10 protein-coding genes are annotated in these 12,798 nt (G+C 71.8%); 5 read left to right on the forward strand and 5 right to left on the reverse strand.

What is annotated here, in order from left to right; translation table 11 throughout:
* Nucleotides 1-275 precede the first annotated feature (275 nt).
* The 5 genes from O2L01_RS13115 to O2L01_RS13135 form a co-directional block, all read right to left on the reverse strand.
* Nucleotides 276-941: a response regulator gene (locus O2L01_RS13115; protein ID WP_270122391.1), complete on the reverse strand. Its 666-nt coding sequence runs from the start codon at nucleotides 939-941 to the stop codon at nucleotides 276-278.
* Nucleotides 938-2,263, reverse strand: coding sequence for a sensor histidine kinase (locus O2L01_RS13120; protein ID WP_270122392.1), 1,326 nt, complete (start codon nucleotides 2,261-2,263; stop codon nucleotides 938-940). The genes O2L01_RS13115 and O2L01_RS13120 overlap by 4 nt, the downstream gene beginning before the upstream one ends.
* Before the next feature lie 21 nt (nucleotides 2,264-2,284).
* A complete protein-coding gene (locus O2L01_RS13125) occupies nucleotides 2,285-4,519 on the reverse strand; it encodes an MMPL family transporter (protein ID WP_270122393.1) in 2,235 nt (744 codons plus the stop codon).
* A gap of 138 nt (nucleotides 4,520-4,657) precedes the next feature.
* A complete protein-coding gene (locus O2L01_RS13130; RefSeq protein WP_270122394.1) occupies nucleotides 4,658-5,266 on the reverse strand; it encodes a type 1 glutamine amidotransferase family protein in 609 nt (202 codons plus the stop codon).
* A gap of 203 nt (nucleotides 5,267-5,469) precedes the next feature.
* Nucleotides 5,470-7,917, reverse strand: a complete 2,448-nt coding sequence (locus O2L01_RS13135) for a tetratricopeptide repeat protein (RefSeq protein ID WP_270122395.1) — start codon at nucleotides 7,915-7,917, stop codon at nucleotides 5,470-5,472.
* 202 nt (nucleotides 7,918-8,119) lie between these two features.
* Here O2L01_RS13135 and O2L01_RS13140 point away from each other — a divergent pair, with 202 nt between their 5' ends.
* The 5 genes from O2L01_RS13140 (at nucleotide 8,120) to O2L01_RS13160 (ending at nucleotide 12,759) form a co-directional block, all read left to right on the forward strand.
* On the forward strand, nucleotides 8,120-8,458 hold the full coding sequence (locus O2L01_RS13140; RefSeq protein ID WP_270122396.1) for a hypothetical protein: 339 nt from the start codon (nucleotides 8,120-8,122) through the stop codon (nucleotides 8,456-8,458).
* A 272-nt stretch (nucleotides 8,459-8,730) separates the two neighbouring features.
* Nucleotides 8,731-10,644 carry a glycoside hydrolase family 15 protein gene (locus tag O2L01_RS13145; protein WP_270122397.1) on the forward strand — a complete coding sequence of 638 codons (1,914 nt, stop codon included), beginning with the start codon at nucleotides 8,731-8,733 and terminating at the stop codon, nucleotides 10,642-10,644.
* A 12-nt stretch (nucleotides 10,645-10,656) separates the two neighbouring features.
* Entirely contained in the window at nucleotides 10,657-11,205 is a 549-nt protein-coding gene (locus O2L01_RS13150; protein ID WP_270122398.1) for a phosphohydrolase, read from the forward strand.
* A gap of 176 nt (nucleotides 11,206-11,381) precedes the next feature.
* Nucleotides 11,382-12,128: a hypothetical protein gene (locus O2L01_RS13155; RefSeq protein ID WP_270122399.1), complete on the forward strand. Its 747-nt coding sequence runs from the start codon at nucleotides 11,382-11,384 to the stop codon at nucleotides 12,126-12,128.
* 157 nt (nucleotides 12,129-12,285) lie between these two features.
* A complete protein-coding gene (locus O2L01_RS13160; protein WP_270122400.1) occupies nucleotides 12,286-12,759 on the forward strand; it encodes a VOC family protein in 474 nt (157 codons plus the stop codon).
* Nucleotides 12,760-12,798 lie beyond the last annotated feature (39 nt).

Genomic DNA, 12,798 nt, shown 5'->3' on the forward strand with positions numbered 1-12,798 from the left:
ATCCCATGATGAGTTCACTTGCGCCCCAGTCGCGAAGCTCGCACAGCGATGCATCGACGCGACTTAGATATCGTTATCTCAATTGGGAGGCCATGGCACGCGCTATCAGCAGCGATCGAGTGCCGTTGCCGCCCAACGGCGGCGGGCCTCGCTAAGCGTCGAGGAACTGTCGTAGGACGTACGGCATGATGCCGCCTCGGTGCCCGCCCGGTCGCGGTCCCCGGGGTCTGAGCCGCTCCATCCTTGGGCGCGAGGCGGTTTCGCGCCGATGCGCCTCAGGTCCGCGGTTTGACCAGGCCCGTGTCGTAGGCGGCGATGACCGCTTGGATGCGGTCGCGGGCGCCGATCTTCGCGAGGACCCTGCCCACGTGCTTCTTCACCGTGGACTCGGAGAGCACGAGCCGCGCGGTGATCTCGGCGTTGGACAGGCCCTGCCCGATGAGGACCAGCACCTCGAGTTCGCGCTCGCTCAGGTCGCGCAGGCGCGGGTCGGCGGGGGCCTCGGTGGCCGGTGAGAGCACTTGGTGCGCATAGGCGTCGAGCAGTCGCCGGGTCAGGCTCGGGGCGACGACGGCGTCTCCGGAGGCGACGGCGCGGATGCCCGCCACCAGTTCCTCGGGGCGGGCGTCCTTGAGCAGGAACCCGCTCGCGCCGGCCCGGAGGCCGTCGTACGCGTACTCGTCGAGGTCGAAGGTGGTGAGGATGATGATCCTGGTGCGGCCGCCTGAGGCGACGATGCGGCGCGTCGCCTCGAGCCCGTCCATGCCGGGCATGCGGATGTCCATCAGCGCCACGTCGGGCCGGAGCCGGGCCGCCAGCCGCACGGCCTCGGAGCCGTTCGCGGCCTCGCCGATCATCTCGAGCCCGTCGGTGCCCTGCATGAGCATGGTCAGGCCGAGGCGCTGCATCGGCTGGTCGTCGGCGACGATCACGGTGGTCATGTCGAGGAGTCTCCCTTGCCGTGCAGTGCGGCGGTCCGTTCCAGCACCACGTCGACGACCCAGCCGCTGCCGCTCCCGTTGGGGCCGATCGTGGCCGTGCCGCCGTAGAGGGCGGCCCGCTCGCGGATGCCGATGAGGCCGCGGCCGGTCTCGCGTCGCCTGCCGCCGGGCGGGGCCGTGTCGCCGCCGCTGTCGACGACTCTGATGTGGACCTGGCCGTCGTCCACGGCCAGGGTCACCGCGGCGGCCGCCGGGCCGCCCGCGTGTTTGAGCGTGTTCGTCAAGGCCTCCTGGATGATCCGGTACACCGTCAACTGGACGCCGGAGCCGAGGTGGCCGAGCCGCCCCGAGGTGCGGCAGGTGACGATGAGGCCGGCCGCGCGGACGCGCTCGAACAGCGATTCGAGGTCGTCCACGCCCGGTTGCGGGCTGAGCGAGCGCGGATCGCGCTCGTCGGCGTGCAGAACCCCGAGCACGCGCCGGAGCTCGTCCATCGCCTCGCGGCCGGTGTCGCCGAGCATCCGCAGCGCCCCGGCGGACTCCTCGCCGCGCTTGCCCGCGAGGGTCGCGGCCCCGTCCGCGAGCGTGACCATGACCGAGAGGTTGTGGCCGAGGATGTCGTGCATCTCCCGGGCGATGCGCGAGCGCTCGGCCGCGGCGATGAGCCTTTCGCGTTGCTCGCGTTCGATCTCGAGCCTCCTGGCGCGGTCTTCGAGGGCCGCGGTGTACATGCGGTGGACGCGGACGGTGAGGCCGAGCGCGCCCGCGGCGGTCACCGTGCCGAGGATGAGGAGCAGGCTCAGCGCCGGCTGGTCGATGTCCTCGAGGACCAGCACCATGAGGACCATCTCGACGGCGATCACCGCTGCGCCCCAGGCGAACAGCCGCAGCGAGCCGATCGACGCGAGGGTGTGGAACGCGAGGAGCGTGCAGAAGGCGAAGAGAACGCTCACGCGCGAGGGCAGCCACAGGCCGATCACCGACTGCGCGAAGACGATCGTGGAGAGGACGAAGAAGACCGCGGCCGGGTACCGGCGGCGCCACCACAGCGCGAGCGCCATCGCCGCCGTGAACGCGTACGGCGCGAACGCGGGGAAGCCGTCCGCTCCCGGTCGGCCGCCGTCGCCGAACAGGAAGTCGGACAAGGCGACCAGCGCGACGGCCGCCGCCACGACCGCGTCGAGCACCCGCGGGTGCCGCCGGTCGAACTCGCGCGCCCGCCGCCGGAGCCGCATCACGCGGTCCAGCAGCGGGTGCGCCGGCTCGGCCCCCGGCAGCGGCGGCGCCGGCTCCCGGGGTCCGGCCGCGGGTTCGGGACTCATGGCCCTCATTCTCCCGGGAGACTACTTCGCCGCGCCGACGAACGCCGTCTCGTCCTCCGCGCCGTCCTCGGCGAGGCGCTTTTGCAGCCGCTCCCCCTCGACGTCGACGTTCGGGAGGATCCGGTTCAGCCACTTCGGGATCCACCACGAGCCGCGGCCGATGAGGGCCATGACCGCCGGGATGACCGCCATGCGGACCACGACCGCGTCGAAGACGACGGCCATCGTCAGGCCGAAGCCCATCGAGGCGATGAAGGCCTGGTCGGCGAGGATGAACGCGCCGAACACGCTGATCATGATGAGCGCGGCCGCGACCACGACCCGCGACGAATGGCCGTAGCCCTCCACGATGGCCCGTCTCGGGTCCGCGCCGAGAACATGGGCTTCACGCACACGGGTAACCAGGAAGATCTGGTAGTCCATGGCGAGTCCGAAGACGAGGCCGATCATGAGGATCGGCATCATCGACATGATCGGGCCGCGGTCCTCGACGCCGAACAGCCCTGCGCCCCAACCCCATTGGAAGACCGCGACGAGTGCGCCCAGGGCCGCGCCGACACTGAGCACGAACCCGAGGGTCGCCATGAGCGGCACCAGGATCGAGCGGAACACGAGCATCAGGATGAGCGCCGCGAGGACGACCACGAGCGCCAGGTACGGGATGAGCGCGTCGCTGAGGCGGTCGGAGATGTCGATGCTCATCGCGGTCGAACCGGTGACGGACCAGGCCGCGTCCGGGTCGGCGGCGAGGGCGTCGCGGATGGCGTGGACGAGGTCCGTGGTGGCGGCGTCGGCGGGCCCGGTCTCGGGGATGACCGCGATCAGGACGGTGTCGCCCGCTTCGTTCGGGAGGGCCCGGCCGACCGCTGCGATGCCGTCGACCCCGCCGAGTTCATCGGTGACGGATTGGATGGCGGCCATCGGGTCGGCGCCGTCGGCGAGGTCGCCGACGATGAGGAGCTGCCCGTTGTAGCCGTCGCCGAAGCCCTCGGCGATGAGGTCGGCGGCGCGGCCCGCGGTCGTGTCCGAGGCCGGGCCGGTGACGAGGCTCAGTTCGAGATCGGCTGCGGGGACGGCGATGAGGCCCAGCCCCGCGATCCCGACCAGGCCGACGAGGACGGGGTGGCGGGTGACGAACCCGGCCCATCGCCTGCCGCCGTTGGGTTTCGACTCTTGGACGTCCTCGGCGATGCGCCGGCGCTGCCGCCGCGAGAAGACCTTCGCGCCGAGCACGCCGCCCATGGCGGGCAGCAGGGTCACGGCGATGACCACCGCGAGGGCGACGCTGACGGCCGCGGCGGTCGCCATCTGCGTCAGGAACGGGATGTTCACGACGGCCAGGCCGAGCAGGGCGACGACCACTGTGAGCCCCGCGAAGACCACGGCGGAACCGGCGGTGCCGACCGCGCGTCCCATCGCCTCGGCCCGCGCTTCGCGGTCGGCGACGCGGCCGTCCTTGGCGAGTTCGCTGCGGTAGCGCGAGAGGATGAACAGCGCGTAGTCGATGCCCACGGCGAGGCCGATCATGATCGCGAGGATGCCGGTGGAGTCGTTGACGTCCAGGAACGCGGTCGCGGCCGAGATGCCGAACGCGGTGATGAGGATGCCCAGGAGCGCGGTGAGGATCGGCAGCCCGGCGCTCAGGAACGCACCGAACGTGAGCACCAGGACGATCAGCGCGACGCCGACGCCGATCACCTCGGTCGCGGGCGGCCCGCCGGATTCCTCGAGCACGTCCCCGCCGACCTCGATCTGCACGCCCTGGCCCTCGGCGTCGGCGACCGCGTCCTCGAGGTAGTCGATCGTGGCTTCGTCGAGGTCCTTGGCGGGCACGGTGTACGACACCTGGAGGACGCCGATGCCCGGGTCCTCGGCCGAGAGCATCCCGACCGGCTCGCCGTTCGGGCCTGTCGCGAAAGGACTGTTGACGGCGGCGACCTGCGGCGAGTCCGCCATGGCCGCGGCCAGCTCCTCGACGAGCGCGGTGTGGTCCGCGGCCGTCAGGGGCGCGCCGTCCTCGGCGGCGAAGACGATCTTGGCGGAGGCCCCGTCGGCGCTCATCCCTGGGAAGCGGTCGTCGAGCAGGTCGAACGCCTCCTGGGACTCGGTGCCGGGCAGGACGAACTCGGGGTCGGTCTCCTGCTGCATCGCGGTCGCGGCGACGCCGGCGCCCGCGGCGATGAGGACCCACACCGCGAGGACGAGCCAGCGCAGGCGCAGGGACCCCCTGCCGAGCCGGTAGAGGAAAGTGGCCATGAACGGGTGCTCCCATCGAATGGATCGGTCGCGCGCCGTGAGGCGGCGTATGCGACCGAACCTACGAGCGGATGCGCCCGCTCCCGTGGGACCGGAGTGGCATCTTCAGGGCCCCTATGGGACCGCGGTACCAGCGCGTCAGGCGCTCATCGCGCCCGCGCCGATCGCGCGCATCGCCCGCTCGACGGTCTCCTCGTTCTCGCCGTACGGCGCGACGTAGTCGACGACCGCCCGGGCGGCGTCCTCGCCGAGCGTCCTGGTGATGGTCCATGCCGCCAGGTACTGCGAGGCCAGGCAGCCGCCGGCGGTGGCGATGTTCCCTTCGGCGTGGAACGGCACGTCGAGTGCCTTGACGCCCTTGGCCTCCAGGAACGGCCGGGTCTTCGCATCGGTGCAGGCGGGCATGTCGCCCAGCGTCCCGAGCGCGGCCAGCACGAGCGCGCCCGAGCACTGCGAGCCGATCAACTGGCGCGACGGATCGAGCGGCAGCCGGGCCAGCATCGCGTCGTCGGCCGAGATCTCCCGGGCTTTGACGCCGCTCCCGATGAGCACGACGTCGGCCTCAGCGACGAAGTCCATCGGCCGCTGGCCGGTCACCTCCACGCCGTTCATCGAGGTGACCACCGGCGTCGGCGTCGTGATGAACGCTTCGAGCCCGTCCTTGCGGCACCGGTTGATCAACGCCGACGCGATGAAGCTGTCGAGCTCGTTGAACCCGTCGAACGTGACCACTGCGACCTGCGGCATCAGCACACCTCCTGCATCGAGCCCCCACCCTACGGCGACACACGCCGGGCCGCGACCCCGATTCTCGGTCGACTGGACCGGAGCACGGATCCGGCGAACGTGCGTTCGGCAGGCATGGCTTTCGGGTGTTCGACGCGACCGCACACGGCGTCAGCGAGGCCCGATAGGTATGGGTCCCAACGCGAACGACCGCGCGCCGACGGTCAGGCCCCGGTCGCCGTCAGTTCTCGGAGTGCTCCCGCCGCCGGCAGACCGCTGCCGTCAGCCAGTCGGAGGGCGCGGCGCCAGTAGGTGCGGGCGCGGGCGCGGCGCTGCATGGCCCAGGCGGCGTGGCCGAGGCCGGCGAGGGTGTGGACCTGGCCGGCGCGGTCGCCGGTCTCGCGGTAGATGAGCAGCGCACGGTTGAACTCGGTTGCGGCGGCGTCGAACTCGTCCCGAGCGAGGGCGGTCTCGGCCAGGCCGCGCAGCGCGTCCGCTTCGCCGGCGATATCGCCGATCCGGCGGCAGCGGTCAAGGACGCGTGAGTGGAGCCGTTCGGAGCGTTCGAGATCGCCCTCGCGCAGTGCAACACGCGCCAACCCGCACAGGGCATATGCCGCACCCCGGCGGTTGCCGATGCGTTCGCAGATGGCCTGCGCCTGCCGGTACCGCTGCGTCGCGGTGGCGAGGTCGCCCTGTTCGGCGGCGACGTCGGCCATGGCCCGCAGGCCGTACGCCTCCCCGATGTCGTTGCCGATGCGGTTGCAGATCGCGGTGACCTCGGCGGCGTGCGCCGCGGCAGTGGCGAGATCGCCTGCGGACAAGGCGATCTCGGCCAGTCCCCAGAGCGATTCGGCCTCGCCGACGGCGTTGTCGAGCCGGCGGTGGATCGCCAGCGCGTCCCGGTACCGCGCCCGCGCGACCGGGTAGTCGTCATTGGACGCCGTCTGGGCGAGGCCGCGCAGCGCGTGGGCCTCGCCGGCGTTGTCGCCGAGCCGCCGACGCAACCGCAGCGCCCGTTCGAAGCCCACGGCGGCGGCGGCGAACCTGCCGGTCAGGCGGTCGATCTCCGCGATGCCCGCGAGTGCGTCGGCCTCCCAGTCGATCCGGCCCGCGCGGCGGGCGATCCGCAGGAGCTGCTGGTTGCAGATCCTGGCCTCGTCGTAGTGGCCGAGCAGGCGCAGCCAGCGGTTCAGCGGGACCGCCAGGGCGGCGGCGGCCTCGTCGTGGTCGTTGACGTGGAGGCAGGCGAGGAGGCTCGCACGGTCGGCGCTCAACCAGGCGCCGTCACCGGTGTCCTCCAGTCGCAGCCGGTAGTGGCGCAGCAGTCTCCCCACGGCCGCATGCTGTCCGCTGGCCGGGTCCTCGCGGTGCGCGAGCTCGGTGGCGAGGGCCCGCACGGAGTCGTGGAACTCGTAGGAGCCTTCGGCGCGGCGCAGCAGCAGGCTCTCGTCGTAGAGCCGCGCCAGGAGCGACTGCGCTTCGGCTGCGGGGGTTTCGAGGAGCGCCCCGACGTCCTCGGCTGCGAACCGGCGGCCGGGATGGATCGCGAGGAACCGGAACAGGCGCTGCACGGGAACGGGCAGGCCGTCGTAGGAGGAGACCAGCACCGGTCCACTGTGCTCGTGCGGGGGTATCCGGCGCAGGCGCTCGAGGTGGTCGCCGATCCCCCAGTCGGGCTTGGCCTCCAGTTGCCGTCCGACGGCCACCAGCTCGAGCGGGAGTGCCCGGCACAGCTCGACGAGGGCCATCGCGTCCTCGGGTACGGCGTCGAGGCGGCTGGCCGGGTCGTGGTGGCGCAGGATCTCCAGGGCGTCGCGGGCGGCGACGGTGCCGAGCGGCAGCCGGGTGGCGTCCTTGAGGCCGGTGAGCCGCCGGCGGCTCGTCACGAGGACCACCGCGCCCGGTCTCTGCGGCAGCAACGGTTCGAGTTGCGCCTCGTCGGAGGCGTTGTCCAGCACGATGAGTGCACGGCGGGACGCCAGTTCGCGGTGCAGCAGCGCCGCCCGCGCCGGCGGTGTCAGGGCGTCGATCCGGCGGCCTGGGACGCCGAGGTGGGCGAGGAAGCCGCGCACGACGGCGTCGGCGGCGGCGGGCGGTTCGAGCTGGTCGTAGCCGCGGAGGTCGGCGAACAGGCGCGTGTCGCCGCCCAGTCCGGCGTCGACGAGGTCCTGCGCAGCCCGGTTGGCGAGCTCGGTCTTGCCGATCCCGGCCATGCCCTCGATGACGATCACGGCAGGGCGGTCCGCATCCCGGGCGGCTGCCGCGAGCGCGGCGATCCGGTCGCGTTCGGCGCGGCGTCCGGTGAAGGTCGCGGTGGGGGCCGGGACGGCGTCGCGGGTCGCGATGATGAGCGAGCGGTTGACGCGGTCGAGCACGCGGTGGCAGGCCTGTTCGAGCGAGCGGAGCGCCGCGCCGTCGAGCCCGAGGGCGCGGGCGATGTCGAGCACGGTGCCGGGGTTCATGCGCGTGCGACCGTTCTGGAAGTACCCGTGGATAGTCGCCAGCGACGGCGGTTCATCGAGAAGGGATTGTGCCTTGTAGAAGGCCCGGATCTCGGTGTGTATGCGGCGGAAGGGCGTCCCGCCCGCGAGCGATCGCAGATCACGGAGGAAGGCGGCCAGGTCGTCGAGGGTCTGGACCGTCCGCGTATCCGGTTTCCGCTGCTCCACAGCGCCTCCTCAACAGCGCCTCCTCCACAGCGCCTCCCGCGCGTTGCGGCCGGACGGCACTGATCGAGTGCATGGTAGCCCGCGCCCGCTACCGCTCCGGCGTTCGGTTTCGTTCGGAAACCGCGCAAGGCGCGTTCGTTCACAGAGGATCAGGGGTCAGGTGCCGCAGGAACCCCTGCCGGCATAAGGGAAGGGAATACAGATGAGCATTCGACTGCGAACCGGCCTGACGGCCGCGGGCGCGCTGGCGTTCGTCCTGGTCGCCGCGGCCCCGGCGGCCGCGAGCACCGATTGGACCGCCGAGCCCGACGGGTTCACGCCGCCGTACGCCAGCGTGCGGATCACCGACGCCGACAACCGCGACTTCAGCGCCCGGATCACGAGTGATGACGACAGCGTCCGCATTACGACGTTCCCGGGCGCGGACAACCGCGACTTCACCGCCCGGATCACGAGCGATGACGACAGCGTCCGCATTACGACGTTCCCGGGCACGGACAACCGCGAGTTCAGCGTGGCCCCGGCCAACCGGGACTTCTGAGCCCGGGGCTTCTGAGAATCGGCCGACGCGCAGGCAGGGCCCCGGGCGGAACACCAGGGGCGCGCGATCGGGCGTGACCGCTCCATGCGGAGCCACCGGTGACGGCACCGGAGGCGGGACGCGTTCGGGGGCGTTCGGCACCGCGCCGGACGCCCCCGACGTGGAGGCGACAAAGCGGGCGGCGCTCTCCGGGCGGCGGACGCGATCCGGGCAACCCGAGGTGCGAAACGGCATAAGATCAGCCGTAAGCAGCACTGCAGGGGGGAGTCGCGATGGCCACCGACCCTGCCGCCGGACGCCCGATCGGGGACTACGCGCTGCTCTCGGACCGCCGCTGCGCGGCGCTCGTCTCCCCCGACGGCTCCATCGACTGGTTCTGCCGCCCCCGCTTCGACAGCCCCGCCGTCTACGGCCGCCTCCTCGACCCCGACGCCGGCCACTGGTCCATCCACCCCGCGGGCGAGTACCGCAGCGAACGCGCCTACATCGGCGACACCTTCGTCCTCCGCACCGTCTTCAACACGCCCACCGGCACCGCCCACCTCATCGACGCCCTCGCGCTGGGCCCGTCGATCGAGGCCGAGACCGGCGTGCGGCTCCGGCTCGCCTCCCGCGCCCCCAGGGCCACCCTGCGCGTCCTCGAATGCACCGAAGGGGAGGTGACGATCGACTTCGAGTTCCGGCCCCGCCCCGAGTACGGGCTGGTCAGCCCCGTCTTCACGAACGTCCCCGGCGGCATCCTCGCCACCGGGGGGCCCGTGCGCTTCGTGCTCACCTGCCCCGTGCCGCTCGACTTCAGCGGCGACGGCACCACCGCCCGCTTCGTCCTCCACCAGGGCGAGAAGCTGCGCTTCGCGACCCAGTCCGCCGGGCTCGCCGACGATCCGCCCACGGCCTGGACGCCCGAGGCCGTGGACGCCGCGCTCGAGGAGACCCTGATCGGTTGGCAGACCTGGTCCGACGCGCACCCGCTCTGGGACGGGCCGCTCCCCCACCTCGTGCGCCGCTCCGTCCTCGTCCTCGAGGCCCTCCGCTACCAGCCAACGGGCGCGATCGTCGCCGCGCCCACGACGTCGCTGCCGGAGGCGATCGGGGCGGGCCGCAACTGGGACTACCGGTACGTGTGGATCCGCGACGCCAGCTTCACGATCCAGGCGCTGGCCGCCGCCGGATCCACGGACGAGGCCATCAAGTTCTTCGAGTTCATCACCCGCGCCGCCGCCCAGTACCACCCGCAGAACCCGCTGCAGATCATGTTCGGCGTGGGCGGCGAGCACGAGCTCTCCGAACGCGAGCTCGCGCACCTGCGCGGCTGGCGCGGTTCGCGTCCCGTGCGCATCGGCAACGCCGCCTGGCTCCAGCCGCAGCTCGACGTCTACGGCGAACTCCTCGACGCCGCCTGGCAGGTCTGGCCGCACCTGACCCACCTGGACGCGGCCGCCCGGCGGTTCCTCACCGGCGTCGCGGACGCGGCCGCGGACCAGTGGGGCCGGCCCGACCAGGGGATCTGGGAGATGCGCGGCCCGCCGCGCCACTACACGTACTCCAAGCTCATGTGCTGGGTCGCGCTCGACCGCGCCGTGAAGCACGCCGAGGTCATCGAGGTCGAGCAGCGCGACGCCATGATCTTCGGCCCGGACATCTTCGCGTCGAGGGAGCTGGCGCCCGAGGACTTCTCGCCCGTGAAGCTGATCCCGGGCTGGGCCGCCGCGCGCGACCGCATCCGCGAGGCGATCGAGGAGCACGCCTGGAAGCCCGGCATCGGCGCGTTCGGGGCCGCGTTCGACGGCGAGGACCTGGACGCGTCCCTGCTCCTCCTGCCGGCCGTGGGCTTCCTCCCCGGCGACGACCCGCGGGTCATCTCCACTGTGGATGTGATCGCGGAGCGGCTGCGCGACGACCGCGGCCTGATCCTGCGCTACGAGCCGGGGCTCGACGGCCTCGACGGCGAGGAGGGGTCGTTCGTCATGTGCACCTTCTGGCTCGCCCAGGCCTTCGCCCTCACGGGCCGCCCGGACCTGGCCCTGAAGGCGTTCCACGAGGCCGCCGCCTGCGCCAACGACCTCGGCCTCATGTCCGAGGAGATCGACACCGCCACCGGCGAGATGCTCGGCAACTACCCGCAGGCGTTCAGCCATATCGGACTCATCAACGCGGCCGTCGCGATCCGCGACGCCGCACGGTGAAAGCGCGATGCCATGAGCGCCTTTGAAACCGCGCGAACGACCGCCGAGGAACTGCTCGCCCCGACGCTGCCGAGGCGCTGGCGGCGGGCGCAGGCGGTCGGCGCGAAGGCCGCGCTCATCGGCGCGGAGATCTTCTCGCGGGACGAGGGCGGCGTGCTCGCGACGGCCGCGATGCTCATCGACATCGGCCACGCCCCGGCGGCGGCCGAGACCGGCTTCTCCCAGCTCGACGGCGCCCGGTGGCTGCGCGCGCGGGACTGGGACGAGCGGATCACCGGGCTCGTGGCGCACTGCTCGTTCGCGATCGTCGAGGCGGAGCTGCGCGGGTGCCGCGAGGAGCTGGAGGCTGAGTTCCCCGATGAGGACTCCGCGGTGACCCAGGCGCTCTGCTACTGCGACATGACGACCGGCCCGGACGGCGAGAGCCTGAACGTCGAGAGCCGCATCGCCGAGGCCGCCACCCGCTACGGCCCCAACCATGTCGTCACGAAGTTCCTGGAGCGGGCCCATCCGGCGATCCTCGAAGCGGTCGGCCAGACCGAGCGGGCCCTCGCGTTCTAGCTTTCCACCGGAACGGTAACCGGTCGGTGACCGTTCGTCCGACGCGCGGACGGCGGACCGGGTGCGACCATGGCAAGTGGAGTCACGTTGGCGGCCAAGCGGAGCCGGCGCATCCCTTCGATCGGCGCACCGTTGCCCGCGGGCGTCGCCCCCCTCGCTCCCAGAGATGAGACATCATGGCCGAGCCCGCCAAGAAGCGCCGTGTCACCGTCGACCGCATCCGCCTGGTGTTCGATGCCGTCATGACCTTGACCGCGGTCGTCTCGATCGTCTTCGCCGTCATGAAGGACCGGGAGGCCGACGAGAAGGCCGAGGACCTCGCACTTTCGCAGGAGCAGGAGCAGAGCCTCTCGGTGGAGATCACCAACCTCGTCCAGGAGGTGGACGAGGGCGACGCCGAGGTCGAGGCGCTGCAGTCCCAGCTCGACGAGCTCCAGGCGACGGACGCGCCGACCGGCGACCCGGTCTCCGGGGAAGCCAGCGGCTTCGTCGTCGAGGACACCGCCGTCGACAGCGAGCCCTGCGACAACTTCGGCTACGGAGACTGGGTCGAGCAGGCCGTCCAGTACGGCGGCGAGCCGTACTCGCGCGGGTTCAACTGCGGCATGGCCAAAGGCTCCTCGACCGACACGGGCGGCGGCTCGATCGACTTCCTCGTGCCCGCCGGCTCCACGAGCCTGTCCGGGCTCGCCGGGATCGACCAGAACTCCGACGCGACCGAGATGCGGGTGGCCTTCGCGATCTACTCGGTCCCCGACACGACCGACCCGATCTGGAGCGCCGAGCTCGGTTACGGCGACGTCGAATCGTTCGATGTGGACCTCGCCGGGGTCTCGCGGGTGCGTTTCGAGGTGACGATGCTCGACGCCGAGGAGGACGAGCGTTTCCAGGCCGGGTACGCGGACGTGCAGTTCACGGCGTGAGCGCCCTCGGCTCGCCGTGCCGGGCGGGCCTCGCGTCACGCGTGATTTGTTCAAGCCGAGCGGGTGCCGCGGCCGATAGCGTCAGGCCAGGTCCGGTGGTCCGGGCCCGACCGTCTCGAATGGAGGCGGGCGTACGTCTATCGCGGAGGTGTTGGGAATGCGTGAGATCACGACGTTCCTGTGGTTCGACGGCAAGGCCCTCGAGGCGGCCGAGCACTACACGTCGATCTTCGAGGACGGCAAGATCCTCGAGGTGGTCGAGAACGGCTCGGCCGGCCCGGGCGAGGCCGGGACGGTGCTCACGGTCGATTTCGAACTGGCGGGCCGCCGGTACATCGCGTTGAACGGCGGTTCCGGCGACACGTTCAACACGTCGGTGTCGCTCATGGTCCACTGCGAGACGGCCGAGGAGGTCGACTACTACTGGGCCCGGCTCTCCGAAGGCGGCGAGGAGGGCCCGTGCGGGTGGCTCAAGGACAAGTTCGGACTGTCGTGGCAGGTCACGCCGACGCTCATGTTCGAGCTCCAGAAGGACCCGAACCAGGTCAAGGCCCAGGCCGTGGTCGCGGCGATGCTGCGGATGGGCAAGCTCGACCCGGCCGAGCTCCAGGCGGCCTTCGACAACGCCTGAATCGGCAATGCCTGACGTGTGAGGGCCGCCCCCGAGCGG

Origin of the sequence: Glycomyces lechevalierae (assembly GCF_027622945.1) — a bacterium.
Taxonomy (GTDB): Bacteria; Actinomycetota; Actinomycetes; order Mycobacteriales; family Micromonosporaceae; genus Glycomyces; species Glycomyces rutgersensis.

What these genes read in the sequence shown, in the direction of transcription:
- O2L01_RS13115 (WP_270122391.1), bottom strand. Translation starts at nt 941, where the DNA reads ATGACCACCGTGATCGTCGCCGACGACCAGCCGATGCAGCGCCTCGGC.
- O2L01_RS13120 (WP_270122392.1), bottom strand. Translation starts at nt 2,263, where the DNA reads ATGAGTCCCGAACCCGCGGCCGGACCCCGGGAGCCGGCGCCGCCGCTG.
- O2L01_RS13125 (WP_270122393.1), bottom strand. Translation starts at nt 4,519, where the DNA reads ATGGCCACTTTCCTCTACCGGCTCGGCAGGGGGTCCCTGCGCCTGCGC.
- O2L01_RS13130 (WP_270122394.1), bottom strand. Translation starts at nt 5,266, where the DNA reads ATGCCGCAGGTCGCAGTGGTCACGTTCGACGGGTTCAACGAGCTCGAC.
- O2L01_RS13140 (WP_270122396.1), top strand. Translation starts at nt 8,120, where the DNA reads ATGAGCATTCGACTGCGAACCGGCCTGACGGCCGCGGGCGCGCTGGCG.
- O2L01_RS13145 (WP_270122397.1), top strand. Translation starts at nt 8,731, where the DNA reads ATGGCCACCGACCCTGCCGCCGGACGCCCGATCGGGGACTACGCGCTG.
- O2L01_RS13150 (WP_270122398.1), top strand. Translation starts at nt 10,657, where the DNA reads ATGAGCGCCTTTGAAACCGCGCGAACGACCGCCGAGGAACTGCTCGCC.
- O2L01_RS13155 (WP_270122399.1), top strand. Translation starts at nt 11,382, where the DNA reads ATGGCCGAGCCCGCCAAGAAGCGCCGTGTCACCGTCGACCGCATCCGC.
- O2L01_RS13160 (WP_270122400.1), top strand. Translation starts at nt 12,286, where the DNA reads ATGCGTGAGATCACGACGTTCCTGTGGTTCGACGGCAAGGCCCTCGAG.